Origin of the sequence: Streptomyces tateyamensis (assembly GCF_003205575.1) — a bacterium.
Taxonomy (GTDB): Bacteria; Actinomycetota; Actinomycetes; order Streptomycetales; family Streptomycetaceae; genus Kitasatospora; species Kitasatospora tateyamensis.
Map to the genome: position 1 here is coordinate 1 of NZ_PYBW01000198.1, position 17,819 is coordinate 17,819.

Annotated in this window: 19 protein-coding genes; 4 read left to right on the top strand and 15 right to left on the bottom strand. The window is 74.1% G+C overall.

The window, feature by feature from the left end:
- Positions 1 to 39 precede the first annotated feature (39 nt).
- From moaA to C7C46_RS32175, 4 genes are all read right to left on the bottom strand, one after another.
- A complete protein-coding gene (moaA, locus tag C7C46_RS32160; RefSeq protein ID WP_110673476.1) occupies positions 40 to 1,029 on the bottom strand; it encodes a GTP 3',8-cyclase MoaA in 990 nt (329 codons plus the stop codon).
- A 107-nt stretch (positions 1,030 to 1,136) separates the two neighbouring features.
- Positions 1,137 to 2,756 carry a solute symporter family protein gene (locus tag C7C46_RS32165; RefSeq protein WP_110673453.1) on the bottom strand — a complete coding sequence of 540 codons (1,620 nt, stop codon included), beginning with the start codon at positions 2,754 to 2,756 and terminating at the stop codon, positions 1,137 to 1,139.
- Entirely contained in the window at positions 2,753 to 3,133 is a 381-nt protein-coding gene (locus C7C46_RS32170) for a DUF485 domain-containing protein (protein WP_245985283.1), read from the bottom strand. Before C7C46_RS32170 ends, C7C46_RS32165 begins: the two co-directional genes overlap by 4 nt.
- Before the next feature lie 317 nt (positions 3,134 to 3,450).
- Complete coding sequence (locus C7C46_RS32175) at positions 3,451 to 4,509, bottom strand: zinc-dependent alcohol dehydrogenase family protein (protein ID WP_110673455.1); 1,059 nt, start codon at positions 4,507 to 4,509, stop codon at positions 3,451 to 3,453.
- A 97-nt stretch (positions 4,510 to 4,606) separates the two neighbouring features.
- Here C7C46_RS32175 and C7C46_RS32180 point away from each other — a divergent pair, with 97 nt between their 5' ends.
- Genes C7C46_RS32180 through C7C46_RS32190 form a run of 3 tightly spaced genes read left to right on the top strand, consistent with a single transcriptional unit; the run spans position 4,607 to position 7,273 of the window.
- Entirely contained in the window at positions 4,607 to 5,602 is a 996-nt protein-coding gene (locus C7C46_RS32180; protein ID WP_110673456.1) for a DEDDh family exonuclease, read from the top strand.
- A 31-nt stretch (positions 5,603 to 5,633) separates the two neighbouring features.
- On the top strand, positions 5,634 to 6,467 hold the full coding sequence (locus C7C46_RS32185; protein ID WP_110673457.1) for an SURF1 family cytochrome oxidase biogenesis protein: 834 nt from the start codon (positions 5,634 to 5,636) through the stop codon (positions 6,465 to 6,467).
- A gap of 44 nt (positions 6,468 to 6,511) precedes the next feature.
- Positions 6,512 to 7,273: an SDR family oxidoreductase gene (locus C7C46_RS32190; protein WP_110673458.1), complete on the top strand. Its 762-nt coding sequence runs from the start codon at positions 6,512 to 6,514 to the stop codon at positions 7,271 to 7,273.
- A 26-nt stretch (positions 7,274 to 7,299) separates the two neighbouring features.
- On the opposite strand, the gene C7C46_RS32195 is transcribed toward C7C46_RS32190, so the two are convergent.
- The 9 genes from C7C46_RS32195 to C7C46_RS32235 all read right to left on the bottom strand — a co-directional run bounded on the left by C7C46_RS32195 (position 7,300) and on the right by C7C46_RS32235 (position 14,322).
- Complete coding sequence (locus tag C7C46_RS32195; protein ID WP_110673459.1) at positions 7,300 to 7,941, bottom strand: alkaline shock response membrane anchor protein AmaP; 642 nt, start codon at positions 7,939 to 7,941, stop codon at positions 7,300 to 7,302.
- Positions 7,942 to 7,967: 26 nt separating this feature from the next.
- On the bottom strand, positions 7,968 to 8,519 hold the full coding sequence (locus C7C46_RS32200; RefSeq protein ID WP_110673460.1) for a DUF6286 domain-containing protein: 552 nt from the start codon (positions 8,517 to 8,519) through the stop codon (positions 7,968 to 7,970).
- On the bottom strand, positions 8,512 to 8,874 hold the full coding sequence (locus C7C46_RS32205; protein ID WP_245985284.1) for an Asp23/Gls24 family envelope stress response protein: 363 nt from the start codon (positions 8,872 to 8,874) through the stop codon (positions 8,512 to 8,514). The genes C7C46_RS32200 and C7C46_RS32205 overlap by 8 nt, the downstream gene beginning before the upstream one ends.
- Positions 8,875 to 9,013: 139 nt before the next feature.
- Positions 9,014 to 9,205 (bottom strand): hypothetical protein, encoded by a 192-nt coding sequence (locus C7C46_RS32210; protein ID WP_110673461.1) that lies wholly within the window; start codon positions 9,203 to 9,205, stop codon positions 9,014 to 9,016.
- 46 nt (positions 9,206 to 9,251) lie between these two features.
- Positions 9,252 to 9,743, bottom strand: coding sequence for an Asp23/Gls24 family envelope stress response protein (locus tag C7C46_RS32215; protein WP_110673462.1), 492 nt, complete (start codon positions 9,741 to 9,743; stop codon positions 9,252 to 9,254).
- 171 nt (positions 9,744 to 9,914) lie between these two features.
- Positions 9,915 to 10,724: an enoyl-CoA hydratase/isomerase family protein gene (locus C7C46_RS32220; protein ID WP_110673463.1), complete on the bottom strand. Its 810-nt coding sequence runs from the start codon at positions 10,722 to 10,724 to the stop codon at positions 9,915 to 9,917.
- Between the two features lie 294 nt (positions 10,725 to 11,018).
- A complete protein-coding gene (locus C7C46_RS32225; protein WP_035843861.1) occupies positions 11,019 to 11,252 on the bottom strand; it encodes a helix-turn-helix domain-containing protein in 234 nt (77 codons plus the stop codon).
- A 381-nt stretch (positions 11,253 to 11,633) separates the two neighbouring features.
- A complete protein-coding gene (locus C7C46_RS32230; RefSeq protein WP_110673464.1) occupies positions 11,634 to 13,232 on the bottom strand; it encodes an ABC-F family ATP-binding cassette domain-containing protein in 1,599 nt (532 codons plus the stop codon).
- 163 nt (positions 13,233 to 13,395) lie between these two features.
- Positions 13,396 to 14,322: a hypothetical protein gene (locus tag C7C46_RS32235; protein WP_110673465.1), complete on the bottom strand. Its 927-nt coding sequence runs from the start codon at positions 14,320 to 14,322 to the stop codon at positions 13,396 to 13,398.
- A 300-nt stretch (positions 14,323 to 14,622) separates the two neighbouring features.
- Between C7C46_RS32235 and C7C46_RS32240 the strand changes: the two genes are divergently transcribed.
- Complete coding sequence (locus C7C46_RS32240) at positions 14,623 to 15,885, top strand: glycoside hydrolase family 26 protein (protein WP_110673466.1); 1,263 nt, start codon at positions 14,623 to 14,625, stop codon at positions 15,883 to 15,885.
- Between the two features lie 24 nt (positions 15,886 to 15,909).
- Here the strand turns inward: C7C46_RS32240 and C7C46_RS32245 are convergent, their stop codons facing one another.
- On the bottom strand, positions 15,910 to 17,058 hold the full coding sequence (locus C7C46_RS32245; protein WP_110673467.1) for a GNAT family N-acetyltransferase: 1,149 nt from the start codon (positions 17,056 to 17,058) through the stop codon (positions 15,910 to 15,912).
- Positions 17,055 to 17,819, bottom strand: coding sequence for a YveK family protein (locus C7C46_RS32250; protein WP_110673468.1), 765 nt, complete (start codon positions 17,817 to 17,819; stop codon positions 17,055 to 17,057). Before C7C46_RS32250 ends, C7C46_RS32245 begins: the two co-directional genes overlap by 4 nt.

The window sequence follows — 17,819 nt, forward strand, 5'->3', positions numbered from 1 at the left end:
ATCGGAACTACTCGTCTAGGCCCGAGGGCCGGTCCGGTCCTAGCCGCCGATCGCTGACATCGGCCGGTCCGGCTGGTGGAACTCGGGGTCGTCGATCCCCGCGCCGGCCTTCTTGCCCCACATCGCCGCCCGCCACAGCGCGCCCAGCTCCTGGTCGCTCGCGCCCGAGCGCAGCGCGGTGCGCAGGTCGGTCTCCCCGGTGGCGAACAGGCAGTTGCGCACCTGGCCGTCGGCGGTCAGCCTGGTCCGGTCGCAGGCCCGGCAGAACGGCCGGGTGACCGACGCGATCACGCCCACCGTGCCGGGGCCGCCGTCCACCAGCCAGCGCTCGGCCGGTGCCGCGCCGCGGACCGCCGAGGGCTCGGGGGTCAGGGTGAACCGGGCGGCCAGCCGCTCCAGGATCTCCTCGGCGGTGACCATGTCGGTGCGGGTCCAGCCGTGCTGGGCGTCCAGCGGCATCTGCTCGATGAACCGCAGCTGGTAGCCGCGCTCCAGGCACCAGGCGAGCAGGTCCGGGGCCTCGTGGTCGTTGATCCCGCGCATCAGCACCGCGTTCAGCTTGACCGGGACCAGCCCGGCCGCCTCGGCGGCGGCCAGCCCGGCCAGCACGTCCTGGTGGCGGTGGCGCCGGGTCATGGTGTGGAAGGTCTCGGGATCCAGGGTGTCGAGCGAGACGTTCACCCGGTCCAGGCCGGCCGCCCGCAGCGCCTCGGCGGTGCGGGCCAGGCCCACCGCGTTGGTGGTCAGGGAGAGCTCCGGGCGCGGGTCGAGCTCGGCGCAGGCGGCCACGATGGCCACCAGCCCGGGACGCAGCAACGGCTCCCCACCGGTGAACCGCACCTCGCGCACCCCCAGGTCGCGCACCGCCAGGCCGACCAGGCGGACGATCTCCTCGTCGGTCAGCAGTTCCGGCTTGGCCAGCCACTGCAGGCCCTGCTCCGGCATGCAGTAGGTGCAGCGCAGGTTGCACCGGTCGGTCAACGAGACCCGCAGGTCGACGGCCTGGCGGCCGAAGGTGTCCAGCAGCACGGTGCCCACCTTCCCTTCCTGCAGACGACGGCCGGCGCCCGGCCCACCGGAACCGGTGGACCGGGCGCCAGCTTAGACCCGCCCGAGCTGCTGAGGGATCTTGGACCCTAGTGCGCACCGATCCCGGTGAGGGAACGGACTTCCAGTTCAGCGTACTTCGCCGGGTCGGCCCGCTCGGAGGAGAGCAGGGTGGCCGCCCAGCCGAGCAGGAAGCCCAGCGGGATCGAGACCAGCCCTGGGTTCTCCAACGGGAACCAGTGGAAGTCGGAGTGCGGGAAGAGCGAGGTCTTGGCCCCGGAGACGACCGGCGAGAAGATCACCAGGGTCACCGAGCTGATCAGGCCGCCGTACACCGACCAGACCGCACCGGTGGTGTTGAACCGCTTCCAGTAGAGCGAGTAGAGCAGGTTGGGCAGGTTGGCCGAGGCGGCCACCGCGAAGGCCAGCGCGACCAGCGCTGCGGTGTTCAGCTTCTCCGCGTAGATGCTCAGCACGATCGCCACCGCGCCGATCGCCACCGCGGCCAGCTTGGCCGAGCGGACCTCCTCCTGCTCGGTCACCTTGCCCTTGCGGATCACGTTGGCGTAGAGGTCGTGGGCGAAGGAGGCCGAGGAGGCGAGGGTGAGCCCGGCGACCACCGCGAGGATGGTGGCGAAGGCCACCGCCGAGATCACCGCCAGCATGATCGCCCCGCCGGTGGTGCCCTCGCCGCCGCCCAGGTGCTGGGCCAGCAGCGGAGCCGCGGTGTTGCCGGCCGCGTTGGAGGCCTTGATCACCTTCGGGCCGACCAGCGCCGCCGCGCCGTAGCCGAGCACCAGGGTCATCAGGTAGAAGACACCGATGATGCCGATCGCCCAGAGCACTGACTTCCGCGCGGTCCTGCCGGTCGGCACGGTGTAGAAGCGGACCAGGATGTGCGGCAGGCCCGCGGTGCCCAGCACCAGGGCCAGGCCCAGGCTGATGAAGTCCAGCTTGGTGGTCCCGGTGGCCCCGTACTTGAGCCCCGGCTCCAGGAACGCCGAGCCCTTGCCGCTGGCGTGCGCGGCCGCGCCCAGCAGGCTGGAGGGGTTGAAGTGGTACTTGGCCAGCACCAGCACCGTCATCAGCGCCGCGCCCACGATCAGCAGCACCGCCTTGACGATCTGCACCCAGGTGGTGCCCTTCATGCCGCCGATCGCCACGTACAGCACCATCAGCGCGCCGACCGCCACCACCGTCCAGCGCTTGGCGGCCTCGCCCTCGATCCCCAGCAGCAGCGCCACCAGCGAACCGGCGCCGACCATCTGGGCCAGCAGGTAGAAGATCGAGACCACGATGGTGGAGATGCCGGCCGCGGTGCGCACCGGACGCTGGCGCATCCGGAAGGCCAGCACGTCGGCCATGGTGTAGCGGCCGGAGTTGCGCAGCGGCTCGGCGATCAGCAGCAGCGCTACCAGCCAGGCCACCAGGAAGCCGATCGAGTACAGGAAGCCGTCGTAGCCGGCGAGTGCGATGGCGCCGGCGATGCCCAGGAAGGAGGCCGCCGACATGTAGTCGCCGGAGACCGCCAGGCCGTTCTGGAACCCGGTGAAGCTGCGGCCGCCGGCGTAGAAGTCGGTGGCGGTCCTGGTCTGCCGGCCGGCCCAGATCGTGATGCCCAGGGTGAGCAGCACGAAGACGGCGAACAGCGACATGGTCAGCACGCGGTGGTCGCCGGCCGAGCCGGCCAGCAGGGTGGTGGTGGTCATTCGGCGGCCTCCCGGGGCGAGTTGACCTGTCCGTACTCGGCGCGCAGCGCGGTGGCCGGCGGGTCGAGTCGGCGGTCGGCGAACCGCGCGTACCAGGCGGCGATCGCGAAGGTGCTGGCGAACTGGAGCAGGCCGAGCAGCAGGGCGACATTGACGTTGCCGAACAGCTTGGTGGCCATGAAGCCGTGCGCGTAGCTGGAGAGCAGCACGTAGAGCAGGTACCAGAGCAGGAAGCCCACCGTCACCGGGAAGGCGAAGCCCCGGAAGGTGCTGCGCAGTTCACGGAACTCCGGGGTCTGTTCGATGAGTTCAGCGGAGGACTGGGCAGCGGGGACGGCGCTTTCTGCCGGGGAATCGGGCCGCGGGGGATGGTCCACTCCATCTCTCCTGACGTCGTGGTGGGGCAGCCCGCGCGGGGCAGGGACAGTGGGACGGTCCGCACGGGGCTGCCACGGTAGGGCGCGCCTGCAGTGGCAGGTGTCACTCCGGCGCGCGTGCCGATGAATGCTAAGAGCGAGCCGCCGGTTGCGAACAGTGTTTGGACACATTCGGCCCTCTCTTCACACTGACGCGCCGTGAATCTGGCCGAAATGCGCCGGTGCACGCCCCGAGTTGCCGGAAAACGGAGGGGGCGGTACCGGCTGGCGGTACCGCCCCGGCAGGGCTCTGACGGGCCGTCAGCGGGTCCCGGGGGTCACAGTGCGATCCGCACCTTGAGCGCCGAACGGTCGTCCATCGCCCGGTAGCCCTCGGGCACCTCGGCCAGCGACACGGTCCGGTCGAAGACCAGGCCCGGGGTGATCGACCCGTTCAGCACGTCGGCGAGCAGCTCCGGAATGTAGGCGCGGGCGGGGGCGACACCGCCGCCGAGCGAAACGTTCCGGCCGAACATCTGACCGATCTCGACGCCGGCCGAGCCGCCGTGCGGCACGCCGACGTAGCCGACCGCGCCGCCGTCGCGGGCGATGGAGATGGCGGTGCGCATCGACTCCTCGGTGCCGACCGCCTCCAGCACGGCGTGCGCTCCCTGACCGCCGGTCAGCTCGCGCACCGCCTCGACGGCCGCCTCGCCCCGCTCGGCGACCACGTCGGTGGCGCCGAACTCGCGGGCGATCGCGGTGCGGTCCTGGTGCCGGCCGAGCGCGATGATGCGCCCGGCGCCCAGCCGCCGCGCGGCCAGCACCCCGCACAGGCCCACCGCGCCGTCGCCGACCACCGCGACCGTGGCACCGGGGCGCACCCGGGCGGCCAGCGCCGCGTGGTGGCCGGTGGCCATCACGTCGGACAGTGCCAGCAGGCTGGGCAGCAGTGCCTGGTCGGTGGCCGTCTCCTCGGGCAGCTTCACCAGGGTGCCGTCGGCGAACGGCACCCGGACCGCCTCGCCCTGGCCGCCGTCCGACTGCGCACCGTCCGGGCCCACGCCGCCCCAGAAGCCGCCGCGCGGGCAGGAGGTCTGCAGGCCCTCGCGGCAGTACTCGCAGGTGCCGTCCGACCAGACGAAGGGCGCCACCACGAAGTCGCCCGTCCTGACGCCGGCCACCTGGGCGCCGACCGCCTCGACGAAGCCGATGAACTCGTGGCCGATCCGCTGCCCTGGCGCGCGGTCGGCCACCCCGCGGTACGCCCACAGGTCGCTGCCGCAGATACAGGCGTTGACCACCCGCACCACCGCGTCCGTGGGCTGCTGCACGACCGGGTCGGGCACCTCCTCGATCCGGATGTCCTGAGGGCCGTTGATCACGGTGGCGCGCATGACCATTCCTTCGTTCTGTACGACTAACGGGGTATATGTCGCCCCATTGGTCACTCTATGCCCGCGCCGTCGGCCGCTCCCCTTAAGCTGGTGCACCATGCACGCGCTCCAGTCCTCCCTCGGCCCGCTCCCCACGCAGCGCACCGGTGCACCCGCGGCCGACGCTCCGACGGGCTACGCGGTGGTCGACGTGGAGACCACCGGCCTGGGCCGCACCGACCGGGTGATCTCGGCGGGCGTCTACCGGCTGGACGAGGCCGGCGAGGTGGAGGACCACTGGTACACCCTGGTCAACCCGCTGCGCGATCCCGGACCGGTCTGGATCCACGGACTGACCAGCGCGATGCTGGTCGGCGCGCCGACCTTCCCGGAGGTGGCCGGGGAGTTCGCCGAGCGGCTGCGCGGCCGGGTGATGGTGGCGCACAACGCGCTCTTCGACTGGAACATGATCTCCCGTGAGTTCTCCCGCGCCGGCCTGCGGGCGCCGGTGGAGCAGCGGCTGTGCACCATGGTGCTCTCCCGCGACCTCGGGCTGCCGCTGACCAACGGCAAGTTGGCCACCCTGGCCGAGTACTTCGGGGTCCGCCAACGGCACGCGCACAACGCGCTGGACGACGCCCGGGTGCTGGCCGAGGCGTTCCGGCCCAGCCTGCAACTGGCGCGCAGCGGCGGGGTTCCGCTGCCGCTGACCGCCTGCGTGGCCGTCACCGACCTGGGCGAGGACGGAGCGGGGGGCCCGTCGGCGCCGGTGCGGGGTTCGTGGAGCTCCTCCTACCGTCCCGCGCGCAAACGGCCGGCCTGCCCGTACCCCAACCCCGGGCGGTGGCGCGACGGCGGTCCGCTGGTCCAGGGCATGCGGGTGGCGATCACCGGCGACACCGCGACCGACCGCGAGGTGCTGGAGGACCGGGCGATCGCGGCCGGCCTGCACATCGCGAGCTCGGTGAGCCGGCTCACCAGCCTGCTGGTCACCAACGAGCCGGGCAGCTGGAGCGGCAAGGCCCGCCGGGCCCGTGAGCTGGGCACTCCGGTGATCGGCGAGGACGCCTTCCTGCAGTTGCTCACGGACGTGGCGCCGCACCCCGGTGGCTGAGCCCGCACGATCGGGGCGTAGCGTGCCGGGTGTGTACCGTTTTCTGCTCTCCTGGCGCTGGGCGATCACTGTCCTGGTCGCGCTGCTGCTGATTCCGGCCTGCATCCGGCTCGGGTTCTGGCAGCTCCACCGGCACGAGGCGCGGGTCGCTCGCAACACCCTGATCGGCCAGAGCCTCAAGGCCGTGCCGGTCGCCTTCGACTCGCTCTCCACCGGCCCCGGCTTCGCCGTGCCCACCGACCTCACCTGGCGGACCGTCACCGCGACCGGCGAGTACGACACCGCACACGAGTTCGTGGTCCGCCAGCGCACCGCCTCGGACGGCAGCACCATCGGCTTCTTCGTGGTCACCCCGCTGCGGCTGGCCGACGGGCACGGCGAGGTACTGGTCAACCGCGGCTGGGTGGACTCCGGCCCGGACGCCACCCAGTACCCCCCGGTGCCGGCCGCGCCCACCGGGCCGGTCACCGTGACCGGACGGCTGCGGGCCGACGAGACGCGCGCCTCCAGCGGCATCCGGGACCGGGGCGGGCTGCCCGACCGGCAGTTCATGCTGATCAACAGCGCCCAGCAGGCCACCGCGGACCGCACCGCGGTGCTCGGCGGCTACCTGGAGCTGGCCGCTTCCTCCCCCGCGCCCGCCGACGCCCCGCAGGCGCTGCCCGAGCCCGAGCACTCCGACATCGGGCCGCACATGGCCTACGCCATCCAGTGGTGGCTCTTCGCCTCGCTGGTCCCGGTCGGCCTGCTGGTGCTGGTCCGCCGCGAGGCCCGCGACCGGCGCGCCGCGACCGCGACGCCGGCCTCCCCCGCCGAGCCCGAGGCGCCGGACGCGTCCGGGCTGGAGCCGCTGCCGGCCGGCTGACCTGGTACCGGGTGCCGGGTCCCCGGTGGGGCAGGATGGGCCCCATGGATCTCGGATTGCAGGACAGGGTGTACGTGGTCACCGGCGCCAGCCGGGGCCTGGGTCTGGCGGCCGCGCGCGAGCTGGTGGCCGACGGGGCCAAGGTGGTGCTGACCGGCCGTCAGCAGGAGCGGCTGGATGCGGCCGTCGCCGAGCTCGGCGGGCCGGACCACGCACTGGGCCTAGTCGCCGACAACGGCGACGCGGCGGCGGCCGAGCAGGTCCTGGACGGTGCGGTCGAGCGGTTCGGACGCTTCGACGGGATCCTGATCAGCGTCGGCGGCCCGACCGCGGGGCCGGTGCTGACCGCAACGGACGAGGCCTGGCGCACCGCCTTCGACACCGTCTTCCTGGGCGCCCTGCGGCTGGCCCGGGTGGCGGCCGAGCGGCTGGACGAGGGCGGCGTGATCGCCTTCGTGCTGTCCAGCTCGGTGCGCGAGCCGATCCCGGGGCTCGGCATCTCCAACGGGCTGCGCCCGGGGCTGGCGATGGCCGCCAAGAGCCTGGCCAACGAGCTGGGCCCGCGCGGCGTCCGGGTGCTCGGGCTGCTGCCGGCCCGGATCGACACCGACCGGGTCCGCGAACTCGACGGCCTGGCCGCGGATCCCGCGGCCGCGCGCGCCGCCGCCAGCGCCCGCATCCCGCTGGGCCGCTACGGCACCCCCGCGGAGTTCGGCAAGGTCGCCGCCTTCGCCCTCTCGCCGGCCGCCTCCTACCTCACCGGCGTCATGCTGCCGGTGGACGGCGGTGCCCTGCACGCCCTCTGACGCACCCGAGCCCGCACCCCGCACCGCTACTGCACCCGCGGCGCCCGGCGGCGACGGCGCTCGCGGGGTTCGCGGGGCTTGGGGGTGGGGGCGACCTGGAGGCGCAGGTCCAGCGGGAGCGGGGTCGGGCTGCCCAGGGTGGCGGTGGCCGCGGTGTTCGGGCCGGTGCGGAAGGCGGCCACCGCGGCGCCGGGGTCGGTACCGGGTTCGAGCAGCAGCACCGCCCGCAGCTTCGGCTCCGGGCGCCCGGTCAGCGCCACCCGCGCCGCGCTCACCCGGGGCAGCCCCACCGCAGTCTCCCGCACCGCCGCCACCAGCGCCGCCGACCGCACCCGCAGCCGCAGCCCGGGGTGGTCCGCAGTGTCCCGGTCCAGCTCGGCCGGCACGGGTCGGCGCAGCTGCGCGGCCAGCCACCACAGCGCCAGCAGCACCAGCACCGCCAGTGCGCCCACCACGGCCGGCCACCACCACTCCCGGTCCCGCCACCTGGTCCGCGCGGCGCTGCTCAGCACCGGCTGCCGCGCCGAGGTCAGCGGCCACCCGGACGGCGGGGTGACCCCCAGCCGCCGGTAAAGGTGCAGCCCGCCGGCCAGCACCAGCAGCGCCCCGGCCAGCAGCACCACCGCGACCAGCCCGAGCACCACCCGGTTGACGGTGGATCGGCTCACCTCGTCCCAACCCTTCCCACAGCTCGTCAGTGCATCGGCGGCCGGTGCCGGGCCGGCCGCCCCCGCACCCGCAGCGCCGGCTCCCGGACCAGGCCGATCCGGGCCAGCTCCGCCGCCGCCGCCTCGCGCACCTGCACCAGGTCCGCACTGCCGTACACGGTGACCCGGGCCCGTCGCCGCCGCACCCGCACCCGGGCGGCCGCCACCATCGGCAGCCCGACCACCCTGGTCTCCACCAGCGCGGCCACCCCCACCCGGTCGATCACCGCCCCCGGGTGCTGCCGCAGCGGCAGCCAGCGCCGCTCCCCGCGCGCGCAGGCCAGCACCAGCAGCCAGCAGCCGAGCAGCGCCAGCACCGCGGCCCCGGCCAGCACCCAGCCCGAGTCCAGCGGCCGGGTGGCCAGTTGGTGGGCGGCCCGGCTGCGCCAGCTCCCGGCCCGGTGGCCGGTCCAGGAGGCGGCCGCGTCGTAGAGCAGCGCCCCGGCCACGGCCAGCCCCAGCAGCCCGACCACCAGGGCGGGCCGGACCCGCTCCGACCGCGGTCCGGGCCGGCGCCCGGCCGACGAGGGCTCAGACATCGGGCTGACCCACCTTCAGCCGCTCCACCACCACGACCACCTCGCGCGCCGGGATCCCGGTCAGCGCCCCGACCCGGTCCACCACCGCCGCCCGCACCCGCTCCGCCTGCTCGACCAGGTCCGAGCCGAACTCCAGCACCAGCCCGACCCGCACCCGGGCCGAGCCGTCCACCACCTGCACCGAGACCCGCGGCACCTCGTCCCGCCCGAGCCCGAGCGCCTCCCGGGTGGCCAGCCAGGCGATCCGGGCCGGCACCCGGTCGGCGATCCGCAGCCGTCCGCGCCGCACCGGCGGGGTGTCCCGGCCGGTGTCCGGCCCCCAGCCGCCGAACCGGTGCAGTTCGCCCGCCGTCATCCAGCCCCGCCCGCCCGGGCCGCGACACCGACCGGCACCCCGACCGGCCCTGCACCGCCCAGCCCTGCACAGACCGGCCCTGCACCGCCCAGCCCTGCACAGACCGGCCCTGCACCGCCCACCCGTGCGCCGCCCCGCATCAGCGGCGCCGGTCGCGGCTGCGCAGCAGGTCGCCCAGGTCGCCGAGGTCCAGGTCGCCCTCCAGCAGTCGGCCGACCACGAAGCCGACGGCGCCCAGCGCCGCGACCAGCAGGAAGGCGGCGAACCCGCCGAAGTAGCCGGCGAAGCCGAGGGCCATGCCGGCCACCAGGCCGACCAGGGCGAGATTCATCGGTTGCTCCCAAGCAGAGTGGACCGGCTATGACAGTGCGGACCGGCTACTGGACCCGGGAGCGCCCCCCGGAGGAGGCGGGCTCCTCGCCCTCCTCCTCGTCCGGCTCGTCGGGCAGGTGGACGTCGTTGACCGCGATGTTCACCTCGACCACTTCCAGCCCGGTCATCCGCTCCACCGCGGCGATGATGTTGCGCCGCACCGCCGCGGCCAGCTCGGGGATCACCACCCCGTACTGCACCACCAGGGCGATGTCGATCGCGGTCTGCCGCTCGCCCACCTCGGCCTTGATGCCGCGTGAGATGCTGGCCCGCCCGCCGGGCACCCGGTCGCGCATCGCGCCGAAGGTGCGGGACAGGCCGGAGCCGAGCGCGTGGATGCCGGGCACCTCGCGGGCTGCCATGCCGGCGATCTTCTCCACCACGCCGTCGGCCAGCGCGGTGCGACCGCGGCCCTCGCCCGCGTCGGCGGGCACGGCGGCGACGTGGGGCGGCGCGGCGGCGTGGGGCAGGTCGGACGGCTTGGGGGTGTCGGGCATGGGGGTGCCTCCAGAGGTACGGGTCCAGCTATACCGCAAACTGCCCCAACTCTGACATTCCGCCACGGAACCTGCTCCCGGAAGCACTCCGCCGGAAACGCGAAGCGGGGCCCGGCTCCTCCCCACCCCGGGAGCCGGACCCCGCCGTCAGGCAGCGGTCGGAGACGGTGCTCAGTCCCCGATCCCCGCCAGGTCCCGCAGCCGGCGCGCCTGGGCGGCCCGCTCGGCCGCGTACTGCTGCTCGTGGTCGCGCCCGCCGGCCCCCTGCAGCAGCGCCTTGGTCTCGATCACCGCGTTGCGCGGCGCGGCCAGCAGCTCGGCGGCCAGCGCACGAGCGGCCGCCTCCAGCTCCTCACCCGGGACCACCCGGTTGGCCAACCCGGTCGCCCCCGCCTCGGCGGCGCCGATCCACCGGCCGGTGGCGCACATCTCCAGCGCCCGGGCGTAGCCGACCAGGTCGGTCAGCGGCTTGGTGCCGGTCAGGTCGGGGACCAGGCCGAGCGAGGTCTCCTTCATCGCGAACTGCACGTCCTCGGCGCAGACCCGCAGGTCGCAGGCGAGCGCCAGCTGGAAGCCGGCCCCGACCGCGTGCCCCTGCACCGCGGCGACGGTGATCACGTCGGCCCGCCGCCACCAGCTGAAGCCCTCCTGGAAGCCGGCGATCGCGGCATCCAGCTCCTGGTCCGAAGCCCCGGCCAGGGCACGGAAGTTGGGCTCGCCGGGGATCCCCTCGGGGGTGAACATGGCGCGGTCCAGGCCGGCCGAGAAGGAGAGCCCCTCGGCCTTCAGCAGCACCACCCGCACGGTGCCGGGCAGCTCCCGGCCGACGGCGGCCAGCGCGCGCCACATCGCGGGGCTCTGCGCGTTGCGCCGCTTCGGGTTGCAGAGCGTGACCACCGCCAGCTCACCCTCGAGCTCCACCCGTACGCCGGCGGCCTCCAGGGCGGCGGGGTCGGCAAGGGTCGGGACGGGCGCGGTCATGGCCACCTCCGGCGGGGTTCCGGGCAGGCGCCCATGCGCCGCCCACAGTTCTACCGGAGAGTAACTTATTGCCGGGGAGTTGGGTACCACTCACCCCGCGGCTGCGCCGGGCCGCGGACATGACGATCGGCGGCCATGGCGGGCACCTCCGGGCCGCAGGCCGCGGCAGGGGTACCGATCACGGTCGCCGATGCGTCGTGCGGACGTGAAGGACTGTCAGAAGGCATGCCGAGCGCCGGGGGCGAACCGCACCCACCGCTCCGGAGCGGGACCGGGGCTCGGTCTGATGGTCCGTCAGGATCCGGCTGCCGCAGCAGCCTTGGCCTTCCCGCGCGTGGCGCCACCGCGACCCCGGAGGTTGACCCCGGACTCGCTCAGCATGCGGTGCACGAAGCCGTAGGAGCGGCCGGTCTCCTCCGCGAGCGCGCGGATGCTCGCCCCGGAGTCGTACTTCTTCTTCAACTCGGCCGCGAGCTTCTCACGCGCGGCACCAGTTACCCGGCTGCCCTTTTTCAGAGTCTCGGCCACCCGTGCCTCCTCGTAGCTGTGCTCGGTCAGATTCCCATGATCACCCATCCCCCGGCTCCTGGCCACCCATTCGACAAGGGTTGTCCGGCGAATGGCGCGGCGCCGAGTGGTACCGCCAGCGCAGCGGGGCGCTCACCCTGGGTGCGCACGCCCCCCGAGGTGACGGCTGCGGAGCGTGAAACTGCTGATCAGCAGGGTGCCGGCCGAGCGGAACAGGCGGGCAGGGTAAAACGGAATCAGCCGCCCCGGCATTCCCGGTTCGGCGCGGCTGATGAGAGATCATCGGCCGGATGCAGGAGCACGCGTCTACGAAACGGCGCTGCCCGCGATCGGCGAACCGGTCGCGGGCAGGGTGCGCCCAGGTGAGGGCGGACCGTCGGCTCAGGCCAGCGAGACCAGGTCGTGGTAGGCCGGGGTCCACAGGTCCTCGACGCCGTCCGGCAGCAGGATGATCCGCTCCGGCTCCAGCGCGTCGACCGCGCCCTCGTCGTGGGTGACCAGGACCACCGCGCCGGTGAAGGTGCGCAGCGCGCCGAGGATCTCCTCGCGGCTGGCCGGGTCGAGGTTGTTGGTCGGCTCGTCGAGGAGCAGCACGTTGGCCGAGGAGACCACCAGCGAGGCCAGCGCCAGCCGGGTCTTCTCACCGCCGGAGAGCACCCCGGCCGGCTTGTCCACGTCGTCCCCGGAGAACAGGAAGGAGCCGAGGATCTTGCGGATCTGCACCAGGTCGGTGTCCGGCGCGGCCGAGCGCATGTTCTCCAGCACCGTGCGCGCCGGGTCGAGCGTCTCGTGCTCCTGGGCGTAGTAGCCGATCTTCAGGCCGTGACCCGGGATCACCTCGCCGGTGTCCGGCTGCTCCACACCGGCCAGCATCCGCAGCAGGGTGGTCTTTCCGGCGCCGTTGAGCCCCAGCACCACGACCCGGGAGCCGCGGTCGATGGCCAGGTCGACGTCGGTGAAGATCTCCAGCGAGCCGTAGGACTTGGACAGTCCACTGGCCGTCAGCGGGGTCTTGCCGCACGGGGCCGGGTCGGGGAAGCGCAGCTTGGCCACCTTGTCGGAGGCCCGCACCTCCTCCAGCCCGGAGAGCAGCTTCTCGGCCCGGCGGGCCATGTTCTGCGCGGCCACCGTCTTGGTCGCCTTGGCGCGCATCTTGTCGGCCTGCGCGTTCAGCGTGGCGGCCTTCTTCTCCGCGTTGGCCCGCTCGCGCTTGCGGCGCTTCTCGTCGTCCTCGCGCTGCTGCTGGTACTGCTTCCAGCCCATGTTGTAGACGTCGATGCAGGAGCGGTTGGCGTCCAGGTAGAAGACCTTGTTGACCACCGTCTCGACCAGGTCGACGTCGTGCGAGATGACGATGAAGCCGCCCTTGTAGCTCTTCAGGAAGTCGCGCAGCCAGGTGATCGAGTCCGCGTCCAGGTGGTTGGTGGGCTCGTCCAGCAGCAGGATGTCGGCGTCCGAGAAGAGGATCCGGGCCAGCTCGACCCGGCGGCGCTGACCACCCGAGAGGGTGTGCAGCTCCTGGCCGAGGATCCGGTCCGGCAGGCCGAGCGCGGCGGCGATGGTGGCGGCCTCGGCCTCGGCGGCGTAGCCGCCCTTGGTGAGGAACTCGGTCTCCAGCCGGGCGTACTTCTTCATCGCGGTGTCCCGGGTGGCGCCCTTGCCGTTGGCCATCCGCTCCTCGTTCTCGCGCATCTTCTTGAGCACGGTGTCGAGGCCGCGGGCCGACAGGATCCGGTCCCGGGCGAGCACGTCGAGGTCGCCGGTGCGCGGGTCCTGCGGGAGGTAGCCGACCTCGCCGGAGCGGGTCACGGTGCCGCCGGCCGGCAGGCCCTCGCCGGCCAGCACCTTGGTCAGCGTGGTCTTGCCGGCGCCGTTGCGCCCGACCAGGCCGATCCGGTCGCCGGGGGCGATCCGGAAGCTGGCGGTCTCGATGAGGATGCGGGCGCCGGCGCGCAGTTCGAGGGCGTTGGCGGAAATCATGGCTGGTCAAACTCCTGTGACGGGACGCGGCGGTGGGCAGGGCGAGCTGGCGGAGCGCCGCGCTAATGCAGAAGGGAAGCAGCCATGCGGTCGAGTCTACCGGGCCCCGGGAGCGGCTCCGGAGGAATATGCCCGCGGGGGGCCGGCCGGGGCGCCGCGCGGGTCAGCCGGCGCCCGGCAGCGGGCAGCCGGTCTGCGGGTGCAGCGCGGCGAACGGCGCGGCCGGGTTCTGGCACGGGGTCTCCGGCACGCCCAGGTCGGTGTCGAAGACGGTGGAGCCGACCAGCGGGCCGTCGTCGATCCGCACCCGGTGGCCGTCCAGCCGCTCGAGCTCCACCTTGGGGCCGGCGCTGAGCACGTAGCCGTGGCCGTCCAGCCGGAAGCCGGTGATCCCGCCGGGCAGCGCGCGCCCCGCGCCGGTGGTGCCGGTGCAGGCGCGCGGCAGCATCACGGTGGAGTCGGTGCCGACCGCGCGGGCCGGGTCGTAGAGGCAGCCGCCCGGCGGGCGGGAGTTGAACCTGAGATCCCCGTCACGGTCCCGGAAACCCATGGTCAGGCCGGGGGTCAGGGCCAGCACCCAGGGCTCGGGGACCGTCACCGTCTGCACCGCGGCGGCCGCCCGCTCCAGCTGCAACTGCTTGCGCTGGGCGTCGGTGCGCTGGGCGTCGCCCGGCTCACCGGTGCCGCGCAGCCAGTCGGCCATCCCCGGCACCGCGCGGTGCCAGCGGACCTCGTGGTCGTCGATCTGGATCGAGGTGATCATGCCGTCGTCCCAGACCACCACGGCGCTCTGGCCCAGCAGCGAGACGTGCAGCGCGGTGGCGCCGTCCCGGCGGTAGGACCAGAGCAGCGAGCCGCCGGCCGGGTCGTAGGCCTCCAGGCCGGGGCCGACCCGGAAGTCCGGGGTGACGGGGTCGGCGGCCTGTGCGCCGACCGGGCTGGCGCCGGCGTGGCCGGGGGCCGAGACCTGGTCGCCGAACGGCACCGGGCGGTTGGCGTGCGCGGCAGCGCCCACACCGAGCACCAGCAGCACCGCCGCGGCGGGCAGTGCGGAGCGGGGGGTCAGGGTTCGAAGCGGCTTCCAGGACACCTCGGGAGGGTACCTGGCCCGCGCTCCGGCGTCAGCATGACGGGGCCGGTCGTCCAGCCTGCGGACTGATGAACGGACAATCGGCGGGGGTCGAACGGCCGGGCCGGACGAGTGCGCACCGGCCGGGCAGCCACTGACGACGGATCAGGTGCCGACGATCGGTCATCACAGCGATCATGTCTCGTCGGATTCGGCCAGGCTCGCGCCAATTGTCCACTTTAGAGTGACATTCGGCTTTTCTGACGGCGCATCGGATTACTCTCAGTGTGCACGTGCACACACCGGCTCGGAGGAGAGACGATGCGACTGGGCCGCCTGACCCTGGCCGCCGCCGCCCTGGTGCTGCTCACCACCGCCGGCCTGGAGAGCAGCGGCGGACCGCTGACCACGGCCGACCGCGGGCCGGCCGCCACCGACTCGCCGAGCCCCGCCCCGCGCTCCGCCGCGCCGCGGCCCGCCACCCGGATGGCCAGCCACGAGGTGCCGTTCGGCGCCTTCGTCGGCTCCTGGGACAACTACATCCCACAGATCGCCCGGATGGAGAGCTGGCTCGGCGGCGCCGACATGCAGGTCGGCCACACCTACCTGGCCGGCAACAGCTGGGCCGACGTGGAGGGCGAGACCAAGGTGCTGGCCCTGTGGTCGCAGTGGCGGATGGCTGACCGCAGCCGGACCCTGGTGGTCAACGTGCCGATGGTCACCCCCAACGAGGGCGACCTGCCGGACAGCCAGGTGGCCCGGCTGCTCGGCCAGGGCGCCCAGGGCGCCTTCGACCAGCACTACCTCAAGCTGGCCCGCAAACTGGTCGCGCTCGGCGGTGCCGACACCGTGCTGGTGCCCGGCTGGGAGATGAACGGGGTCACCTACAGCAGCCGCTGCAAGCCCGACCCGGCTGCCTGGAAGGCCTACTGGCGCCGGATCGTCGGCGTGATGCGCTCGGTGCCGGGCCAGCGGTTCCGCTTCGACTTCACCCCGAGCCGCGGGCTGGACGCGATCGCCTGGACCAAGTGCTACCCGGGCGACGACGTGGTCGACATCATCGGCACCGACAGCTACGACCAGCCGGCCGGCGCCACCTTCGACGACTTCGTGCACGAGCCGTACGGCCTGGAGGACCAGGTGGAGTTCGCCGCCCGGCGCGGCAAGCCGGTCTCGTACCCGGAGTGGGGACTGTTCCGCAACGGCGACAACCCGGAGTTCGTCCGCCGGATGGTCGACTGGATGCGCACCCACGACACCGCCTACCAGACCCTCACCGACTACTGCCCGCACGGCATGTGGGAGTGCCACGACAATCCCCGGGCCAGCCAGGTCTTCCAGCAGCTGATGACCGGTTCGAAGGGCGCCGCTCCGCAGCTGCCCGGGCACCCGGTGACTCCGGGCAAGCCGCGGCCCAGCGCCCCGGCCTCGCCCTCGGCCACCCCGTCCCCCGCACCCGCGAGCCCGTCCGCCACCGCCTCGGCCACCCCGTCCGCGCCGCCGCGCCCCAGCCTGCCGGCCTTCCCCGGTTTCCCCTCGGGCTTTCCGCAGCTGCCCGGCTTCCCGGCGGTCCGGGAGAACTGACCGCCGGGGGCGGCTGACCGGGCGTCAGCGCCCCAGCAGGGTCCGCACCCGGCGCAGCCGCGGCGCCAGCGCGGTGCGGGCCCGCACCACCGCCAGCCGCACGCTGAGCGCGACCGCGAAGTGCCGCGGGCCCAGCAGCAGCCGGTGGTTGCGCTCCTGCTCGGGCCGCCAGCGCTGCTTGTACGGCTCCTCACCGCGCATCAGGCTCAGCTCCGGGATGCCGGCCGCCACCGCCTCCTGCAGCGAGGTGCCGAACAGCAGGCCGGCGATGTCGATCCGCTCCCGCAGCCGCGGGTGCGCACCGTACAGGTAGAGCCCCGCCAGGGACGGACAGAGCAGCAGCAGGTCCACCGCCAGCAGCTCCCCGTCCAGGTGGTAGCGGTAGACCACCGCCTGCCCGATCCGGGCCAGCCCCGCGGTGGACTCGGTCAGGTGCTGGCGGAACCGCGCGCTGACGTGTTCCGGAGTGACCGAGCGGCTCTCCCACTGCAGTGCGTGCAGCCGCAGCAGGTCCTCCATCGCCGCGCCGGTCTGCTCCGGCGGCACCCGGGTGGCCACCACCCCCGCCTCCAGCAGCTTGCGCTGCTTGGCCCGGCTGCGCTGCGCGGTGCGCCCGGGCAGCCGGGCCAGCAGCTGGTCCATCGGCACCGCGGGCAGGTGCTGGCAGACCGAGTCGAGCAGTTGGTGGCGCCGGCCGGTCCAGGCCGCGTACAGCAGGTGCGCGGCCGAACCGGGCCGCACCTCGTGCAGCTCCAGCAGCTGCCACGGGCGGCGCAGCGGCAGCGCGGCGGCCAGCCGGGCGGCCGCCTGCTCGGCGCACGCGTCGTCCAGCAGTACGTCGGTGAAGTCGATCAGCCTGCCGCCCAGGCCGGTCAGCCGCCCGCCCCGGTCCAGCCGCAGCGCGGCCGCGCCGACCAGGAGGCCGTCCCGGCGCACCAGCACCACCCGCAGCCGGCCCGGCCGCCCGTAGGCGCGCCACCAGGAGGCCTGCCAGGCGGCCGACTGGAACGGGGTGGCGGTGCGGCAGCGGGCGGCCAGCTCCTGCCACTGTGCGGCCAGGGTGACCAGTGCGTCGTCCTCGCGGCGGACCTCGCTGGTCCACACCGCCTCGGCCGCCGAGCTGCGGGCCGGCGGGACCTGGGCGGTGCGCTGCCCGGTACGGACCGCTCTCACTTGCGCCTCCCCGCCCGCTGCGGTTCGGGCACCGGCGCCGGCTCGGCGGCAGCGGGCTCGGCGCTGGGCTGCGGCAGCACCGGCTCGGCGGCGGCGGGCTCGGTGCTCGGCTGCGGCAGCACCGGCTCGGCGGCAGTCGGCTCGGTGCTCGGCTGCGGCAGCACCGGCTGGACCGGCTCGCCCGCGCCCGGGCCCCGCTCGGCCGTCAGCTTGCGCCGGGTCATCATGCCCAGCGCCCCGACCAGCACCCCGGCCGCGGCACCCACCGCCACGTCCAGCTTGCCGCTGGGCGTGGTCGGCGCCTGCGGCTCGGCGGCGGCGGCCAGCGGGACCAGCTTGACCCCGGTCTCCTTGGAACTGGTGTTGCCGAAGGTGATCAGCGCCTTGGCCACCGCGTCGGCCGCCTTCACCGCCTCGCCCGGGCGCCGTCCGGTGCCGTCGATCTCGATCACCGGCGCGTCCGGCGAGGTGGTGCCGTGCACCAGCGCGGCCAGCTCAGCCCCGGTGTGCCCGGAGTCGGCGGCGGCCAGGCCCAGCACCTGCGGCTGTCCGGCCAGCCGCCCGTACGCCTGGGCGAAGTTGACCGCCACCCCGGGCTCGGTGGTGTTCTCCGGGACCACCACCACGTAGGAGTTGGCCGCGTAGGACGGCGGGGCGACCACCGCGTACCCGGCCCCGGCCACCGCGCCGAGCGGCACGGCCACCGCCAGCGGCCACCAACGCCCGGCTGCGGCCCGGACCTTCTCCAGTCGAGCGGTCAT